Consider the following 16948-nt stretch of genomic DNA (forward strand, 5'->3'; position numbering starts at 1 on the left):
GCGCTGCCGACGGCCGGAAGAACGGGCGCGAGATCGCGGCCCAGGATGCCGGTGGGGAGCCTCAGGACTCGAGGGAGGTGGCGACGCGGCGGGTGATCTCGGCCAGGGGCATGCGGCGGGGAAAGACCGCCACCACGACCTGATCGTCGGCCGGGGGATCGGGGTCGGGGTGGACGCCGAAGGTGTGCATCGCGTCGTCGAGTGCGGCCCGCAGTGTCTCGACGGGAATCGCGACCTCGTCGCGCAGCAATTGGCGCAGCACGTGGTTGTGCACGGCGGTCACGACGGCGGCGAACGAAACGGCATCCAGCGGGTCCAAGCCCGGGATGCTGCGCCGCAGGTACTCGTCGAACAGGCGCTCGTACTGGAAGACCGCGATGATCTCGCGTTCGCGGAGAGCCGGGACCGTCCGCACCACGCGGTAGCGCCGACGGGCGAGCTGAGGGTCGGCGGCGAAGTGCTCGAACACCTGCGTCGCCGCATCGCAGACCGCGACCCAGGGGTTCTCATGCGCCGCCGTCAGGTACGAGCGCAGCTGTGCCAGCAGGAGCTCATGGTCGGCGAAGACGACGTCGTCCTTGCCCCCGAACTGGCGGAAGAAGGTCGAGCGGGAGATGCCGGCAGCCTTGGCGATCTGCTCGACGGAGGTTGCTTCGAACCCGTGACGGTCAAAGAGGTCGAGCGCTGCGGCGACCACATCGTCGCGCGCCGACGGCGACACCGCCTGAACCTCAGCCATGCCCCGACCTTACTCCCGGCATCCGCACCTGCTCGCGGATGGCGCAGGCAATGCATGCGCGACGTGTCGCGCGCGTGCATCCCTCGCGTCCGGAGCGTGTTCATCCGAGTAGTAGGCTGGATTCTTGGGCGAACTCTCTCGACATCGAGATATCCCCACCCCTCTCACACCCGACGCCACAGCGGAGGACATCAGCGTGGATCTGTACGAGTACCAGGCACGAGACCTTTTCGAGAAGTACGAGGTGCCGGTACTCCCGGGCATCATCGCGGACACTCCTGAAGAGGCCAAGGCAGCGGCCGAGAAGCTGGGCGGCGTCGTCGTCGTCAAGGCTCAGGTCAAGACCGGAGGCCGCGGCAAAGCCGGCGGCGTGAAGGTCGCCAAGAACCCCGACGAGGCCTACGAGGCTGCGAAGGCGATCCTCGGCCTCGACATCAAGGGCCACGTGGTCCAGCGCGTCATGATCGCGGCGGGCGCCTCGATCGAGCAGGAGTTCTACTTCTCCGTGCTCCTGGACCGCTCCAACCGCTCCTACCTCTCGCTCTGCTCCGTCGAGGGCGGCATGGAGATCGAGCAGCTCGCCGTCGAGAAGCCCGAGGCGCTCGCACGCATCGAGGTCAACCCCCTGACCGGCATCGACAAGGCCACGGCGGTCGAGATCGCCACGGCGGCGAAGTTCCCCGCCGAGCTGATCGAGAAGGTCTCGGATGTCTTCGTCACGCTGTACGACGTCTACAAGGGCGAGGGGGCGACCCTCGTCGAGGTGAACCCGCTGATCCTGGACGGAGGCGGCAACATCATCGCCCTGGACGGCAAGGTCACCCTCGACGACAACGCCTCCGAGGTGCGCCACCCCGAGCACGAAGAGCTCGAGGACAAGGGCGCCGCCGACCCGCTCGAGGCCAAGGCCAAGGAGTCGGGTCTGAACTACGTCAAGCTCGACGGCGAGGTCGGCATCATCGGCAACGGTGCAGGTCTGGTCATGTCGACCCTGGATGTCGTCGCGTACGCGGGCGAGAACCACGGTGGCGTGAAGCCCGCCAACTTCCTCGACATCGGTGGCGGAGCATCCGCCACGATCATGGCCGCGGGCCTGGATGTCATCCTCGGCGACCCGCAGGTCAAGAGCGTCTTCGTCAACGTCTTCGGCGGCATCACCTCGTGCGTCGCGGTCGCGGACGGCATCGTGAAGGCCCTCGAGATCCTCGGCGACGCGGCCACCAAGCCGCTGGTCGTCCGCCTCGACGGCAACCAGGTCGAGGAGGGCCGCGAGATCCTCGCCGCCGCCAACCACCCGCTCGTCACCCTGGCCGCCGGCATGGATGAAGGCGCCGACAAGGCCGCCGCGCTCGCCGCCGCCTGATCGAGACATCCGGAAAAGGACTACAGACATGTCGATCTACCTCAACAAGGATTCCAAGGTCATCGTCCAGGGCATCACCGGCGGTGAGGGCACCAAGCACACCGCGCTGATGCTGAAGGCCGGCACGCAGGTCGTGGGCGGCGTCAACGCCCGCAAGGCCGGCACGACCGTCTCGCACACCGACAAGGACGGCAACGCCGTCGAGCTCCCCGTCTTCGCCTCCGTCGCCGAGGCGATGGCCGAGACCGGCGCGGATGTCTCGATCGCGTTCGTGCCCCCGGCGTTCACCAAGGACGCGATGATCGAGGCCATCGACGCCGAGATCCCTCTGCTCGTGGTCATCACCGAGGGCGTTCCCGTCGGCGACACCGCCGAGGCCTGGGCCTACACCCAGTCCAAGGGCAACAAGACCCGCATCATCGGTCCGAACTGCCCCGGCATCATCACCCCCGGTGAGTCGCTCGTGGGCATCACCCCCGCCAACATCACCGGCAAGGGTCCGATCGGTCTGGTCTCGAAGTCGGGCACCCTGACCTACCAGATGATGTTCGAGCTGCGTGACCTCGGCTTCTCGACCGCCATCGGCATCGGCGGAGACCCGGTCATCGGCACGACCCACATCGACGCGCTCGCCGCCTTCGAGGCTGACCCCGAGACCAAGGCGATCGTGATGATCGGCGAGATCGGCGGCGACGCCGAAGAGCGCGCCGCGGCCTACATCCAGGCGAACGTCACCAAGCCGGTCGTCGGCTACGTCGCCGGCTTCACCGCCCCCGAGGGGAAGACCATGGGCCACGCCGGTGCGATCGTGTCCGGTTCTGCCGGCACCGCCCAGGCCAAGAAGGAAGCCCTCGAGGCCGCGGGCGTGAAGGTCGGCAAGACGCCGTCCGAGACCGCCGCCCTCATGCGCGAGATCATCGAGGGTCTCTAGGCCCCACGGGGCGCCGCCGCGCCCCACCCTCCGCCGAAACCACCCGTTGCGCGCGAAACCAGTCGTTACTGGCGCGCGGAGCGGGTGGTTTCGCGTGTACGAGCTCGTTTCGGCGAAGGGGGGGGTTCAGGATGCCGGAGCCCGAGGTCGCCAGCGGAGGTAGCGTGAGGGTATGCCACTGAACGGGGAGTACCTGCCCAGCACTGCTGACTGGGCACGCGAGCAGGCGGAGAAGATCGAAGCCACAGCCGGAGCCGAGGGAACGATGCTGCGCGGAGTGCCGGTGATCGTTCTGACGACCGTCGGGGCCAAGACCGGGGGCCTGCGCAAGACCGCGCTCATGCGCGTCGAGCACGACGGCAGCTATGCGGTCGTGGCATCCAAGGGCGGCGCGCCGGACGAGCCGAAGTGGGCCGGGAACATGCGCAAGAACCCTGCCGTCGAGCTCCAGGATGCCGAGACCAAGCGTGACTACCTCGCGCGCGAGGTCACCGGCGACGAGCGCGCGATCTGGTGGAAGCGGGCGGCCGACGTCTGGCCCGACTACAACGTCTACCAGACCACGACCGACCGTCAGATCGCGGTCTTCGTGCTCGACCCGCCTGAGCGCACCTCCCTCGCCGAACCCACAGCTTCGTTGCGAACCCACCTGTTCGTGACGCAATAAGCCTGTGGGTTCGCAATCAACGTGTGGGTTCGCGTCACAACGATTCGGTCACGTCGGCCTGCCTCCAGCAAGACACCAGGCTGTGAGGTGACAATGGCAGGGCGTCGCGGATGTCGCGGCGCACGCTCATGCGGGAGGCGCCATGTCGATGCCCTCCGGCGCCGCGCCCGCCTCGCCCCCAGGATCCTCCGTGCCTGCGCACACGGCGCGGCGGAAAGAGCGCTCGGCATGGATCTGGGTCCTCTCGATCATCGGCGGGGTCGGCATCCTCGCGCTGCTGGCCACGATCGCCCTCATCGCCCTGCCCCCGGTTCTGGCGAATCTCTCGACCCACACCGCACTCGTCGATGAGACGGTCACCTCCGATGACGGCCACGTCCAGGCGATCGCCCCCGCGGGGTGGACGGTGCAGTCTCCCTGGCTCGACGGCGGCCTGCTGACCCTCGGCAGCCCCGACGGGATGCTGAGGGTTGACATCCGTGCCGCCGACGCCGACCCGCAGGCGGCGTTCGATATCGCGACGGCTGCCGAGGACGCTGCCGGGACACCTCTCGAGTCGCCGGTGACCGAGACGATCGACGGGGGGAGGGTGATCGTCCACGCCGAGACCGCGGACCAGCGCATCGTGGTCGTCGCGGTGGGCGAACCCGGAACCTCGCCGTCGGCGATCGTCACGGCGCAGGTCTCGCCCGAGGCGACCGACGACTACCTGCCGGCTCTCGCCGAGCTCCTTCCCGGAATCCGGGCGATCGGATGAGGCGGTTCGTCGGCGCTGCGACGATCGCGGCCCTCGCCTTGGCGCTCGCCGCGTGCGCGCCGGTGGCGGTGTCGGGGTGGGTGCCGCCGGACTGGCCGAGCGCCCCGTATCCCGTCACGACGGCGCCCGCACCGCTGGATGCCGCGGCCGTCGGCGGTCTGCGCGCCGAACGCATCCGCAACGACGGCGTCGGCATCCAGGCCCGATGGGCACTCGCGTCGAGCCAGGACGCGTTCAACGCTCGAATGACCGCCGTCGTCACCGACGCGATCGGGGCACGCGAATCCGATACCGGCGTCGCCTACAGTCCGCAGGTGTTCGACCAGGGGGCAGGGATGGCCGATCGCACCTGCGTCGCGGGATCGACTTTGCGCCCGGCCGCCGAGATTCTCGCCGATCCCGCGCTCGCACCCGCGGGCGGATCGGGGACGGCCATCGTGTGTGACGTGGTCGCAGCCTCCGGTTCCTACCTCGGGGAGCGCGTGCGGGTCGTCTCCGGAGACGCGGGAACCGTCACGCACGACGACGCGACCATCGTGTACGCGCACCTGGCCACCGACGAGGTGGCCACCGCCGAGCAGTTGTGGATCGAGGATGCCGAGGTCACGCTGTGGGAGGGGATCGTCGCGGGCCTGCGTCGCGACGCCGGCTCACTGAGTCTTGCCACGGTCGCACCTCCGGATGAGGCCCAGGCCGCAGGCATCCGGACAGCGCTGGCATCCACCGTGTTCGCGCCGGACGGTGCGGCGGTGATCACGATCCCCGCAGGCTTCACCGCGCCCGAGCTCGCGGCGCTGGGCTTTCCGCCCACGAGTGAGCCGATGGTTCTCGCGGTGCCCACCGACACCGCCGCGAGCCTGCTCACGCCGTTCGGGCTCGCAGTGTCGGCGGCGGTCGGTTCCGCGGCGACCTTCGAGGCGCCCGCGACGGTCACGACCGGTTTCTGGCCGGTGGACTGCACCCTGGTCCCGTGCGTCGCGATGACCTACGACGCCGGACCCAGCAGCCTCACCCCCGGGATCCTCGACGACCTCGCTGCGCACAACGCGGCGGCGACCTTCTTCGCGCTCGGCTCTCGCGCCGCCGCCAACGTCGGGACGCTCCAGCGGATCGTCGCCGAAGGAAGCCTCGTCGAGAACCACTCGTGGAGCCATCCCGACCTCACGACCCTCACCGACGCGCAGATCGCCGCGCAGCTGGGCAACACCACGACGGTCCTCACCCGGGATTCCGGGCAGCAGGTGACGGTGTTCCGTCCGCCGTACGGCGCGTACGACGACACCGTCCTCGAGGTAGCCGGGATGGCGGCGATCCTCTGGGACGTCGACACCGAGGACTGGCGCCAGCCGGGAGACGACGTCGTGATCGCCCGTGCCGTGGGCCAGCCCCGCCCCGGGTCCATCGTCCTCCAGCACGACATCCAGCAGACGACGGCGCGCACGGCATCCGCGGTTTACGACGGTCTCGCCGACCGTGGGTTCACGCTCGTGAATCTCCGGCAGTTGTTCGGTGGGCAGCTTCCCGGCGGCGGTGTCTGGCGCAGCACTCGGTGAGCCGCCCGGGTGCCGGTCGGCTCCGCGGGTAGCCTCGTCTCGGCATGAACCGCGTCCTCGTCTTCCTCCTCGCCGCCTTCGACGCGGTCGTGACCGCCGGCGTCGGTATCGCCGCCGCGCTCGCGCCGCTCACCGTGCTGTGGGTGTTCGGAATGTCGGGTGCCGCGCCCTGGGATGCGCTGTGGCCCTCGGCCGCGAAGATCTGGCAGCTCGGCAACCTCGTGCCGCTGGATCTCACCCTTCCCACGGACTATCTGCTGGCCACCGGCATCTCCCCGGATGCCGCGAGCTTCACCGTCTCGTTGGCCCCGCTCGGCTTCGTCGCCTTCACTGCCATCTCCGGGGCGCGCTCGGGCACCCGCGCGTCTCAGTCCGGAGCCGCCTTCACGGGCGTGATCGCGGGCGGTCTCGTCTTCGCGGCCATCGCCGCCGGAGTGGCCCTCACGTCCGCGACCGAGATCGCCGCCGTCTCACGCGTGGAGGCCATCGTCTTCCCCGCACTCGTGTTCGCGCTGCCTGCCCTGCTGGGCGCCCTGGTGGGGGAATGGCGGGAGGCCGAGCGTGGTCCGCTCGCCCGGCTCCGTGACCTCGCCGAGTCTGCTCCGTCAGGCTGGAGCGTCGTTCCCGAGATCATCGGGCGCGGCGTCGCGATCTCCATTGTCGGTCTGATCGGCGCCGGAGCGCTGCTGGTCGCGGTCGCCGTGTTCGCGCGCGGCAGCGAGATCGTGGCGTTGTACGAGGCATCCGGCGCAGACCTGCTCGGCGCGATCATGCTGACCCTGGCGGGGCTGCTGTATCTGCCCACCCTGATCGTCTGGGCAATCGCATTCCTCGCCGGGCCCGGCGTCGCCCTCGGCGAGGGGAGCGTGGTCTCGGCGGTCGGGACCCAGACCGGGGTGCTCCCCGGTATCCCCCTGCTGGGGGTCATCCCCGAATCGACCACCCCGTGGCTGCTTCTGCTCGCGCTGGCGCCCGTCGGGATCGGTGCGTTCGCGGGATGGGTTGCGCGCTCGCTCTTCGCCGGCACGGTCGGCGCCACCCACGAACCTGTCCTCCCGCGCCTGGTCGCCGTGGGGGCGATCGCGACGCTCACCGCGGGCGCGGCCGCACTGCTCTCCCTCGTGGCATCCGGCGCGCTCGGGCCCGGGCGGCTCGCGCAGCTGGGCCCGGAGCCGGGACCGGTCGCCCTTGCGGTCGGCCTGGAGGTGGCGGTGGGTGCCGGCATCCTGCTGCTCTCACCGCGCCGGGCGGAGCGTTCCGCGGACACCCCCACAGGCGTGGTCGACGCGCGAGAGGCGTCCGCGACGCCTCTTGCAGACGCGGAGCCGTCGGTAGACTGAGAACGTGTTCACCGTCGCCGTTCTCATCTCCGGCACGGGATCGAACCTCCGGGCACTGCTGGATGCCGCTTCCGCCCCGGACTATCCCGCCCGCATCGTCGCCGTCGGCGCCGATCGGGAGGCGGAGGGTCTCGCCCACGCCGAGGCCTTCGGCATCCCGAGCTTCCTCGTGCCCTACGAGGAGTACGCCACCCGCGAGGCCTGGGGCCAGGCGCTCGTGGAGAACCTCGCGGTCTGGCAGCCCGACCTCGTCGTGCTCAGCGGCCTGATGCGGCTGCTGCCACCGGCCGTCGTGGAGGCCTGGGCGCCGCGCATCATCAACACGCATCCGGCATATCTTCCCGAGTTTCCCGGCGCCCACGGTGTGCGGGACGCACTGGCGGCCGGAGTCTTCCAGACCGGTGCGAGCGTCATCGTGGTCGACACCGGCGTCGACACCGGTCCGATCCTCGCCCAGGAACGCGTTGTGGTGCTCCCCGGTGACGACGAGTCGACCCTCCATGAGAGGATCAAACCTGTTGAGCGACGTCTGCTCATCGACGTCGTCCGCCGCATCGCCGCCGGTGAGATCGACCTGACCGCGGCCCACCCCTCACCGTGAATCTCGTTGCAGCGCGATCCGCTGCCAGGCAGCTGGGATGCCGAGCGCACCCCGGCACTCGTCTGTGACAACCTGAAACCGAACCCGACACCGAGGAGATCCGCCATGGCCGGTCCGAGCCACGATCCGTCCCTCTACCGCGACCGCGACGTCGTCCCGATCCGCCGAGCGCTGGTCTCGGTCAGCGACAAGACCAACCTGCTCGAGCTCGCCGCAGCCCTCGCCGCCGGGGGCGTCGAGATCGTGTCGACCGGCTCCACGGCGGCGACGATCCGCGACGCGGGGTACGCGGTGACGGATGTCGCGTCCGTGACCGGCTTTCCGGAGTCGCTCGACGGACGCGTGAAGACCCTCCATCCGGCCGTGCACGCGGGCCTTCTGGCAGACCTGCGTCTCGCGCATCACGAGGATCAGCTTTCCGAGCTCGGCATCCAGCCCTTCGAACTGGTCGTCGTCAATCTCTATCCGTTCGTCGAGACGGTGGCCTCGGGTGCCCAGGGTGACGACGTGGTCGAGCAGATCGACATCGGCGGGCCCGCCATGGTCCGAGCATCCGCCAAGAACTACAACAACGTGGCGATCGTCGTCTCGCCCGAGTCCTACCCCTCGGTCATCGAGGCGATCGGTGCCGGCGGCACGAGCCTGACCCAGCGCCGCGAGCTCGCGGCCCGAGCCTTCGCCCACACCGCCGAGTACGACCGCGCCGTCGCCACCTGGTTCGCCGGCGAGACCCTGGGGGAGGAGGCCGACCTCCCCGCTCACCTGACGATCCGCGCCGAGCGGCTCGCAACCCTGCGCTACGGCGAGAACTCGCACCAGCGCGGCGCGATCTACACCCGCACCGGCGGCCACGGCATCGCGCAGGCCACGCAGCTGCAGGGCAAGGAGATGTCGTACAACAACTACGTGGATGCCGACGCCGCCCTGCGGGCCGCGTTCGACCTGGTCAAGCCCGCCGTCGCGATCATCAAGCACGCGAACCCGTGCGGCATCGCGGTCGCGGCCCCCAGCGCACTCGACCCGATCGCCAGCGCCCACCTGCGCGCCCACGCCTGTGACCCGGTGTCGGCGTTCGGTGGCGTGATCGCGGCGAACCGCAAGGTGACGCTGAAGATGGCCGAGAACCTGCGCGACATCTTCACGGAGGTGATCGTCGCCCCCGATTTCGAGCCCGAGGCGCTCGCCGTCTTCCGACTCAAGAGCAATCTGCGCGTCCTCCAGCTGCCTGCCGATTGGAAGCAAGAGCCGATGGACGTGCGTCTCATCTCCGGCGGTCTGCTGCTGCAGGACGCCGACCGATTCCCGGACGACATCGAGAGTGTCGCCACAGACTGGGAACTCGTCTCCGGCGAGCGGCCCGACGACATGACCGGCCTGATCTTCGCCTGGAAGACCTGCCGCGCGGTCAAGTCGAACGCCATCGTCCTGGCCAAGGACTCCGCCACCGTCGGGATCGGCATGGGTCAGGTCAACCGCGTCGACTCGTGCCGCCTCGCCGTTGAGCGGGCAGGCGATCGCGCAGCGGGGTCGGTGGCGGCATCCGATGCCTTCTTCCCGTTCTCTGATGGACCGCAGGTGCTGATCGACGCGGGGATCTCCGCCATCGTGCAGCCGGGCGGCTCAGTGCGCGACGACGAGGTCATCAAGGCGGCCCAGGACGCCGGCCTCACGATGTTCTTCACCGGCGAGCGCCACTTCTTCCACTGATTCGGGCCGCAGGAGCTTTCCACTGATTCGGGCCGTGGGGTTCAGGGCCGGATCGGGACGATGAGGGGCTTCTCTCCGGGACGAAGCAGAGTCACGCTGTCGGGAGTGAGCGGCTGCCATCTCGTCACGTCGACACCGGTGGTGGCGACCCGATGACTGTGGGGATCCGAGGTCATCCACAGGCGGTTGTAGCCGTCGTCGTGACCGGGCGGCAACGCGCGAGGAGGGTATCCGCGCCGCTCGAATGCCGCTGCGGGAAGCCCGCGGGTGCCTTCTGACTGGATGATCACGAGACTGGTCGTGCTGAGGAGGAAGGCGTTGAGACAGGCGTCGGGAAACAGTGCGCGGACCTCGTTCACCGCGCGTGCGATGGCAACGAGGTCGCGCGGAGACATCTCACCCTCGGGTATCACGCGCCGGAGGGCGGTGAAGTACACCTCGCTGTCGGTCGTGCCGGTGAGCGTGGCGCGCTCGTGCGTCGAGAGGAGAGTGCGTGCCGTCTCGATCGGACTCAGCGCGCCGTTGTGGGAGAAGCCCCAGCCGCTCGCCGTGAAGGGCTGGATGTTGGCGTCGTTCACGGCGGACCCTGCGCTCGCGAATCTCGCATAGATGATTGCGCCTCGGGTGGGAGTGTCGAGGGTGGCGAGATCGTCGTCTCGGAGCGGCGTCGTCGCCACTGCGCGTTCCGGAATTCCGGCCGCGTTCAACCTGCACAGTCCCCAGCCGTCGGCGTGGAGAGAGGACAGTGCGATGAACGCTGACACCCTGTCTTCGGCGAAAGCGGCGGCCAGCTTCTGCGGCTCCCTGCTGATGAACGCCATCATCCGTGACATGAACATCTCTCCAGACTTTGGATCCAAGCATGGTATGTTTGGATCCTACTTGAGAGGTACCACCCGTCGATGAGTTCGCGTCCCACAACAGACACGCCGCCCGCGGTATCCCGCCCGCACGCGGTCGACACCCTGTCCGAGCGACGTGCGACGGAAGGCGCTGCCAAGGCGCATCACTTCAATGCGGCGGGGGCTGCGCTTCCGACTCGGGCCACGGTCGAGGCGGTCGTCTCCCATCTGCGTCGCGAAGAAGAAGTCGGTGGGTATGAGGCTGCGGCCAGTGCCCGCGATCGCGTAGAGGCCGTGTACGACTCGGCTGCCGCGCTCATCGGTGCCCGCCGTGAAGAGATCGCAATGTTCGACAGTGCGACCACCGGTCTGCGGGTGCTCGTGGATGCGCTGCGGATCGCGCCGGGCTCTCGAATCCTCGTCAGTCGAAGCACCTATGTGAGTCATGCCCTTCACCTGATGAGCATCGCGCGCGAGCGGGGCATTTCTCTGGAGATTCTTCCGGTGGATGGTTCGCGATGCGTCGATCTGGAGTCACTGGAGTCACTCCTCGCCGGCGGGCCGCCCGCGATCGTGAGCGTTGCGCACATCCCCACATCGTCGGGCATCGTCGAGCCCGCGGCTCAGATCGGTGCGCTTGTCGCCACGCACGGCGGGACCTTCCTGCTTGATGCCACGCAGTCCGTCGGTCATCTGCGCACAAACGTCGTCGACATCGGGTGCGACGTGCTCGTCACGACCGGACGCAAGTTCCTTCGAGGGCCGCGCGGAACCGGCTTCGCCTACGTGAAGTCGGACCTCGTCGAGCGGCTGACTCCCACCGCCCCCGACGTGCGTGGCTCGCACTGGTATGCGCCGCTCGACTGGGAGCTGGATGCTTCTGCCCGCCGGTTCGAGAGCTGGGAGGCATCCATCGCCGGCCGACTCGGCCTCGGTAACGCCTTGGACGAAGCGCGTGCCCGCGGAGTTGCGCCCGCCGAGGATTGGTTCGTTGCGCAGGGCGATCTGCTTCGTCGCTCGCTCGCTGAGATTCCCGGCACCACCGTCACTGACCCGGGCAATCCGCGCTCAGCGCTGGTCACATTCGTCATCGATGGTGTCGCTCCCGCCGATGCTGTCACCGCGCTCGCAGAGAGATCGGTAAGAGTGGTATCCGTGCCGGCGAGTCATGGGCAGTGGGATATCGGAGATCGGGGTGTCCCCAGCGTCGTGCGCGCATCACCACACGTGTACAACGATGAGGCCGACGTGGCTGCGCTGCTGTCCGCCGTCGCCGCCGTTGCCGGGGGAGGAGCCGCGTGAACACTTCCTCGCACGTCGACGTGATCGTCGTCGGTCTGGGCATCCACGGGAGCGCGACTGCGTCGCACCTCGCACGACGGGGGGTGCGCGTCGCGGGAATCGAGCAGTTCGCCCCTGTTCATGCTCGGGGCTCATCGCACGGCCGCACCCGCATGATCCGTCGCGCCTATCCGAACCCCGTCTGGAACGACCTCGTCGACCGCGCATTCACCGGGTGGGCGCAGCTCGAGGAACGGTCAGGCCAGCGGATGCTTCACCGCACCGGTGGCCTCTATGCCCACGCCGGAGAATCGCAGTTACAGGGAGCGGACTGCGTCCTGGTCTCGGACCCGCGCGAATTGCACGATCGGATGCCGGGGCTGCGGGTTCCTGACGGGTATCGTGCGGTCTTCGATCCGAGCGCAGGCGTCGTCGAAGCCGAGCGCGCTGTCCGCGCTCTCCAGTCAGAAGCGGCGGCGGCGGGAGCTGACCTGCGTTTCGAGGACCGGATGCTCGGGTGGGATGCCATCGCAGACGGTGTCGAGGTCCGCACCGAATCGGGTGTCCTCCGTGCATCGCGCATCGTGTTCACCGTGGGGTCGTGGGTCGCTCAGACCTTCCCGCGGTTCGCTGATCTGATCGAGGTCTGGCGCATCCTCACCCTCACGGTCGCACCGGGGCAGCCGGCGGGGATGCCTCCGGCGTTGGGGGCGCTCTCCATCGATCGTCCGGAAGGCCTCATGTTCGGCATTCCCGACGCGGACGGCAACGGCGTCAAGATCGGCGTCGATGCGGGGGAAATCTGGGATCCCGACGTGCCCGTCGCTGCGCCGACCGATGCCGAGATCGCCCACTTCCGTGAGCTCTTCGGCCGCTATCTTCCGGATCTTGATTCCACGCCGGTCGAAGCGGCCGCCTGCCTCTACACGATGACCGACGACAAGCGCTTCATCGTGGGTGCGCTCCCCGACGCACCGGAGGTCATCGTTGCATCCGCCTGTTCCGGTCATGGCTTCAAGTTCGGGCCGGCGATCGGCGAGGCTCTCGCCGATCTCGCCGTGGGCATCGAGCGCCCCGACCTCGACTTCATCTCGGTGGCGCGGAGAGGTAGTCAGCGATGAGCGTTGCGCTGGCCGCGCCGCACGCCGAAGCTGTGCGCGCCGGCGAGGATGCCGTCGCAGCGGGGGGAAACGCCCTGGACGCCGCACTCGCGGCCGCGGCGATGCTGTCGGTCGTCTACCCGCATCAGTGTGCCGTCGGCGGCGACCTGATCGCTCTCGTGCGTACACCAGCGGGTCACACCCACGCGGTGCTCGCGGCGGGAACAGCGCCGGCCGCGGTGGATGCTGTCTCCGCCGGATGGTCGCAGGTTCCACGATTCGGTGCCCACTCGGTGAGCGTTCCCGGCATGTTCGGGGGGTGGCAGGCCATACATGACCTCGGTGCGACGCGTCCGCTCTCGGAGGTGCTCCTGCGCGCCGCGGACCGCGCCGAGCAGGGGACACCGGTCAGTGCAGGACTCGCGCGAGCACTCACCTCGCGTGCGCCCGCGGTGTTCGCAGACGAGGGACTGCGGAAGGTTTTCGCGCCCGATGGTCGACCGCTGACCGAGGGGGAGCTGCTCGTGCAGCCTGCCTTGGCGCGCACCTTCACGACCCTGGCCGCCGATCCCGACTCCTTCTATCGGGGCTCGATAGCTCGAGCTCTCGTGCGCGCACTGCAATCGGCTCACGGGGTCCACATCGCTGAAGACTTCTCGGGCTATTCGCCCGAGGTGGTCCCCGCGCTTCGATACGAGGCGGGGGAGTCGATGTGGTCGGTGGCGCCGCCACCGTCGGCGGGCGCGATCCTTCTCGGCGTGATCGCCGGCGCAGTCGGCGAGGAGGGCACGAGAGACGAACGGGTGCTGGCCGCGAGCGTCCGCGGCGTCCACACCCGCGCGGCGTTGCTGGCAGATCCCGCCGGTGCCGACGTTGTGATCGATGACCTCATCGGGCTGACTCACACATCCGGCGGGGTCACCGGAGAGCCGCGGCCCCAGGGCGACACTGCTGCGGTCGTCGCGACCGACGACGAGGGATGGTCGGTCAGCATCGTGCAGAGCGTGTACATGACCTTCGGGTCAGGTCTGCTCGACCCCGAGACCGGGATCCTGTTCCACAATCGCGCCAGCGCGTTCTCCGCCGACCCACGTCACCCCGCCTTCATTCGTCCGGGTTTGCGGCCGCCGCACACGCTCACCCCGGCGATCGTCGACAGCGAAGACACCATCGTCGTCGCCGGATGCCAGGGAGGTCGCGCGCAACCGTGGATCCTCGCGCAACTCCTGCCGGATGCCGTGGCGGCTGACTCATCCCTGGACGAGATTCTCTCCCGTGCCCGGTGGGTCGTCGGGGAACGCGACCTTGGCCACGCCGTGTTGACCGCGGTCACCGAACCGGGCGTGACTGAAAACATCGCCACCGCAGCGGCGACGCTCGGCATCAGCCACGCGACCTTCCCCGGGCCAGCCGATGAAGCCGGCCATGTACAACTTGTCCGGCGCACCGGTCCACGCCTGGATGCCGCAAGCGACCCGCGCGCCGATGGCATCGGTGTCGTGATCTGACACGCCGCGATCTGAAACACAAGGAGCACCACAATGACCCACTCCCGGCACTGGAGCGACCCGCTCACCTCGGAAGAGATCGCCGAAGTCGTTGCCCTCGTCCGCACGGATGACCGCATCGGCTTGCAGCCGCGCTTCTGGGGGATCGCGCTGGAGGAATCGCTCGCGCGTGCGCTGGCCACCGGGCAGGGGCGCCCCGTGCGCCTGGTCGTGATGAACCCCGACGCTCATGCTGCGTGGGAGGTCACCGGGTGGACCTCGGGCACGGACCGTGCCACCGCATCCCTCGGGAGCTGGACGCCCGTTGACGCGAAACGTCCGGGTGTGTCGTCCGATGAAGCGCGATTGATTGCGCAGGCGGCGCGCAACCACCCGCTGATCGTCGAGGCGCTAGCCAAGCGTGGGATCACCGACACGTCGCTGGTGTGGGTGGACCCTGAGTCCATCACCGGCTTTGAACCCGAGGACCTCGCCGATCGTCGCTTGTCGTGGGGAACGGTCTGGCACCGCGAATCTGCGGACGACAACGGCTACGCGCGACCTGTCGCCGGCCTCGTGCCGATTCTCGACCTCGAGACCTTGGATGTCATCCGCGTCGAGGATCACGGCGTGCTGCCGATGGCCTCCGAGGGGGGCAATTACCGTTCGGGAACATGGGGTCCCGACCGTGCGGTTGCGCCCCTCGAGATCACTCAGGCCGATGGCCCCGGATTCGACGTCGATGGTCACGAGGTCACCTGGCAGAACTGGTCATTCCGGATCGGGTTCACTCATCGTGAGGGGCTTGTCCTGCACGACGTCTCCTACCGCGATGGCGACGTCGTGAGGCCCGTTCTCCGGCGCGCGGCGGTGAATGAGATGTACGTTCCCTATCTCGACTCGGACCCGACGGCGTACCGCAAGAACTTCTTCGACTGGGGCGAGTACGGCGCCGGACCGCTCACAGCATCGCTTGAGCTCGGCTGCGACTGCGTGGGAGAGATCCACTACTTCGACGCCAACGTGCTGGACGGTCACGGCGAGGCCAAGACCATCACGAACGGCGTCTGTCTCCACGAGGAGGACTTCTCGACGCTGTGGAAGCACGTGAACACCCGCACCGGTGAGTCGGACGTCCGCCGTTCGCGGCGTCTCGTCATCTCGTTCTTCGCGACTGTCGCGAACTACGACTACGGCTTCTACTGGTCGCTGTACCAGGACGGTGCGATTGAGCTCGAAATCAAGCTCACCGGCATTCTCTCCGTCTCGGGTATCGACGACGGACAGATGCCCCGCTATGGGCGCATGGTGAGCCCGAATGTGCAGGCACCGACGCACCAGCACTACTTCGCCGTCCGTCTGGACACGGCCGTGGACGGACCCCAGAACCGTCTTGTCGAGGTCCATGCCGAGGTGGAGGAGGACGAAGAACTCAACCCCTTCGGAAACGCCTGCAAGATGGTGTCGAACACCATCGTCTCGGAGAAGGATGCGGGGCGGATGGCGGACTCATCGCGCGCCATGCACTGGCGGATCGAGAGCACGGACCGCACGAACCGTTTCGGCGAATCGACCTCCTACCGGCTGATGATGCCCAACACCACGAAGCTGTTCGCCAAGCCCGGGAGCATTGTCGAGCGCAAGGCGCCGTTCGTTTCGAAGCACCTGTGGGCCAGCGCCTACGCTGCCGAGGAGCGATTCATCACGGGCGAGTACCCCAACCAGGCCGACCTCGGTGCGGAGGGAATCACGGCGTGGCAGCAGGCAGACCGTCCGCTGGACGGTGCGGAGCTGGTCGTGTGGCCGGTCATCGCGGTGCATCACTATCCGCGTCCGGAAGAGTGGCCGATCATGCCGGTTGCTCGCATCGGATTCCGACTCGAACCGGACGGCTTCTTCACGCGGAATCCATCGTTGGATGTACCTGCCCAGGAGTCGATCTCGTCCTGTCATGCCCCCGCAGCTGCTCCCGCCGCGGCGCACTCGGGCTGCGGCTGCGGCAGCGGCGGAAGTTGCCACTGCGGGCCCGGGGCCGGTCACCACCACGGCTGATCATGGAGATGTTGCATGTCGGCGCAACGGGGACGGCGGCCGTCGGCGCCTGCTGCCTCGTGCCCGAGGTGCGACGGAGCTGGCGTGAGCTGCTACTGACGGCGCTCATGGCCGTGGCCATGCTGGACCAGCTCACGGGGATCATCGGCATCCCTGTCGTGTTCTGGGCGGCGTTGACCGTGGGAGCGGTGCTCGCGTTGAGTGCCAGACGATCGATCCGCCACGAACCCGGGCACGTCCGCGCGATGCACGCCTTGCTCGGTGTCGGGGCGATCCTGATGGCTGCGCTGATGGTCGTGGGCGGAGCGTCTGGACACGACGCCGCAGTCGCGCATCAGCACGGAGCTTCCCTGGTGGCCATCGTGCTTGTTCTCGCGGTGGCATCGGTGGCGCACGTCACGGGATCTCTGGTGCTCGCGACGCGGCATAGTTCCGGCCTGCCACGGCGCGTACACGAGGCGAGCATGGCACTGTCGATGCTGATGATGGTCGCCTCGGCCGTGGTGATGGTGTGGGAATGAGCGCCGG

General features: G+C 68.5%; 15 protein-coding genes. 13 read left to right on the top strand and 2 right to left on the bottom strand.

Going from position 1 to position 16948, the window contains the following annotated elements; translation table 11 throughout:
* Window positions 1-61: 61 nt before the first annotated feature.
* On the bottom strand, window positions 62-739 hold the full coding sequence (locus ABD206_RS00490) for a TetR/AcrR family transcriptional regulator (protein ID WP_344067779.1): 678 nt from the start codon (window positions 737-739) through the stop codon (window positions 62-64).
* A gap of 196 nt (window positions 740-935) precedes the next feature.
* On the opposite strand from ABD206_RS00490, the gene sucC reads away from it, so the two are divergent.
* The 8 genes from sucC (at window position 936) to purH (ending at window position 9658) form a co-directional block, all read left to right on the top strand.
* Window positions 936-2102 carry an ADP-forming succinate--CoA ligase subunit beta gene (sucC, locus tag ABD206_RS00495; protein WP_344067780.1) on the top strand — a complete coding sequence of 389 codons (1167 nt, stop codon included), beginning with the start codon at window positions 936-938 and terminating at the stop codon, window positions 2100-2102.
* Window positions 2103-2130: 28 nt separating this feature from the next.
* Window positions 2131-3033, top strand: coding sequence for a succinate--CoA ligase subunit alpha (gene sucD / locus ABD206_RS00500; protein ID WP_344067781.1), 903 nt, complete (start codon window positions 2131-2133; stop codon window positions 3031-3033).
* A 172-nt stretch (window positions 3034-3205) separates the two neighbouring features.
* Entirely contained in the window at window positions 3206-3700 is a 495-nt protein-coding gene (locus ABD206_RS00505; protein ID WP_344067783.1) for a nitroreductase family deazaflavin-dependent oxidoreductase, read from the top strand.
* A 190-nt stretch (window positions 3701-3890) separates the two neighbouring features.
* Window positions 3891-4457: a hypothetical protein gene (locus tag ABD206_RS00510; RefSeq protein ID WP_344067784.1), complete on the top strand. Its 567-nt coding sequence runs from the start codon at window positions 3891-3893 to the stop codon at window positions 4455-4457.
* Window positions 4454-6010, top strand: a complete 1557-nt coding sequence (locus tag ABD206_RS00515) for a polysaccharide deacetylase family protein (RefSeq protein ID WP_344067786.1) — start codon at window positions 4454-4456, stop codon at window positions 6008-6010. Before ABD206_RS00510 ends, ABD206_RS00515 begins: the two co-directional genes overlap by 4 nt.
* Window positions 6011-6054: 44 nt before the next feature.
* The gene (locus ABD206_RS00520) at window positions 6055-7350 is read left to right on the top strand and encodes a cell division protein PerM (protein ID WP_344067787.1); all 1296 of its coding nucleotides are present in this window, start codon (window positions 6055-6057) and stop codon (window positions 7348-7350) included.
* A 4-nt stretch (window positions 7351-7354) separates the two neighbouring features.
* Entirely contained in the window at window positions 7355-7951 is a 597-nt protein-coding gene (purN, locus tag ABD206_RS00525) for a phosphoribosylglycinamide formyltransferase (protein WP_344067789.1), read from the top strand.
* 105 nt (window positions 7952-8056) lie between these two features.
* The gene (gene purH / locus ABD206_RS00530) at window positions 8057-9658 is read left to right on the top strand and encodes a bifunctional phosphoribosylaminoimidazolecarboxamide formyltransferase/IMP cyclohydrolase (protein WP_344067791.1); all 1602 of its coding nucleotides are present in this window, start codon (window positions 8057-8059) and stop codon (window positions 9656-9658) included.
* Between the two features lie 41 nt (window positions 9659-9699).
* On the opposite strand, the gene ABD206_RS00535 is transcribed toward purH, so the two are convergent.
* A complete protein-coding gene (locus tag ABD206_RS00535; RefSeq protein ID WP_344067793.1) occupies window positions 9700-10497 on the bottom strand; it encodes a class II glutamine amidotransferase in 798 nt (265 codons plus the stop codon).
* Between the two features lie 63 nt (window positions 10498-10560).
* Between ABD206_RS00535 and ABD206_RS00540 the strand changes: the two genes are divergently transcribed.
* Genes ABD206_RS00540 through ABD206_RS00560 form a run of 5 tightly spaced genes read left to right on the top strand, consistent with a single transcriptional unit; the run spans window position 10561 to window position 16941 of the window.
* Window positions 10561-11802 (top strand): aminotransferase class V-fold PLP-dependent enzyme, encoded by a 1242-nt coding sequence (locus ABD206_RS00540; protein ID WP_344067795.1) that lies wholly within the window; start codon window positions 10561-10563, stop codon window positions 11800-11802.
* On the top strand, window positions 11799-12902 hold the full coding sequence (gene solA / locus ABD206_RS00545) for an N-methyl-L-tryptophan oxidase (RefSeq protein ID WP_344067796.1): 1104 nt from the start codon (window positions 11799-11801) through the stop codon (window positions 12900-12902). Before ABD206_RS00540 ends, solA begins: the two co-directional genes overlap by 4 nt.
* A complete protein-coding gene (locus ABD206_RS00550; RefSeq protein ID WP_344067797.1) occupies window positions 12899-14389 on the top strand; it encodes a gamma-glutamyltransferase in 1491 nt (496 codons plus the stop codon). Before solA ends, ABD206_RS00550 begins: the two co-directional genes overlap by 4 nt.
* A gap of 33 nt (window positions 14390-14422) precedes the next feature.
* A complete protein-coding gene (locus ABD206_RS00555) occupies window positions 14423-16420 on the top strand; it encodes a primary-amine oxidase (RefSeq protein WP_344067798.1) in 1998 nt (665 codons plus the stop codon).
* Between the two features lie 2 nt (window positions 16421-16422).
* On the top strand, window positions 16423-16941 hold the full coding sequence (locus ABD206_RS00560; protein ID WP_344067799.1) for a hypothetical protein: 519 nt from the start codon (window positions 16423-16425) through the stop codon (window positions 16939-16941).
* Window positions 16942-16948: the final 7 nt, after the last annotated feature.

Source organism: Microbacterium sediminicola (assembly GCF_039531125.1).
GTDB lineage: Bacteria > Actinomycetota > Actinomycetes > Actinomycetales > Microbacteriaceae > Microbacterium > Microbacterium sediminicola.

Excerpts from the sequence above, each read along its gene's own strand:
- ABD206_RS00540 (WP_344067795.1), top strand. The coding sequence starts at position 10,561 with ATGAGTTCGCGTCCCACAACAGACACGCCGCCCGCGGTATCCCGCCCG.
- sucD (WP_344067781.1), top strand. The coding sequence starts at position 2,131 with ATGTCGATCTACCTCAACAAGGATTCCAAGGTCATCGTCCAGGGCATC.
- ABD206_RS00520 (WP_344067787.1), top strand. The coding sequence starts at position 6,055 with ATGAACCGCGTCCTCGTCTTCCTCCTCGCCGCCTTCGACGCGGTCGTG.
- ABD206_RS00555 (WP_344067798.1), top strand. The coding sequence starts at position 14,423 with ATGACCCACTCCCGGCACTGGAGCGACCCGCTCACCTCGGAAGAGATC.
- ABD206_RS00535 (WP_344067793.1), bottom strand. The coding sequence starts at position 10,497 with ATGTTCATGTCACGGATGATGGCGTTCATCAGCAGGGAGCCGCAGAAG.
- ABD206_RS00515 (WP_344067786.1), top strand. The coding sequence starts at position 4,454 with ATGAGGCGGTTCGTCGGCGCTGCGACGATCGCGGCCCTCGCCTTGGCG.
- purH (WP_344067791.1), top strand. The coding sequence starts at position 8,057 with ATGGCCGGTCCGAGCCACGATCCGTCCCTCTACCGCGACCGCGACGTC.
- ABD206_RS00560 (WP_344067799.1), top strand. The coding sequence starts at position 16,423 with ATGGAGATGTTGCATGTCGGCGCAACGGGGACGGCGGCCGTCGGCGCC.
- ABD206_RS00505 (WP_344067783.1), top strand. The coding sequence starts at position 3,206 with ATGCCACTGAACGGGGAGTACCTGCCCAGCACTGCTGACTGGGCACGC.
- ABD206_RS00490 (WP_344067779.1), bottom strand. The coding sequence starts at position 739 with ATGGCTGAGGTTCAGGCGGTGTCGCCGTCGGCGCGCGACGATGTGGTC.
- ABD206_RS00550 (WP_344067797.1), top strand. The coding sequence starts at position 12,899 with ATGAGCGTTGCGCTGGCCGCGCCGCACGCCGAAGCTGTGCGCGCCGGC.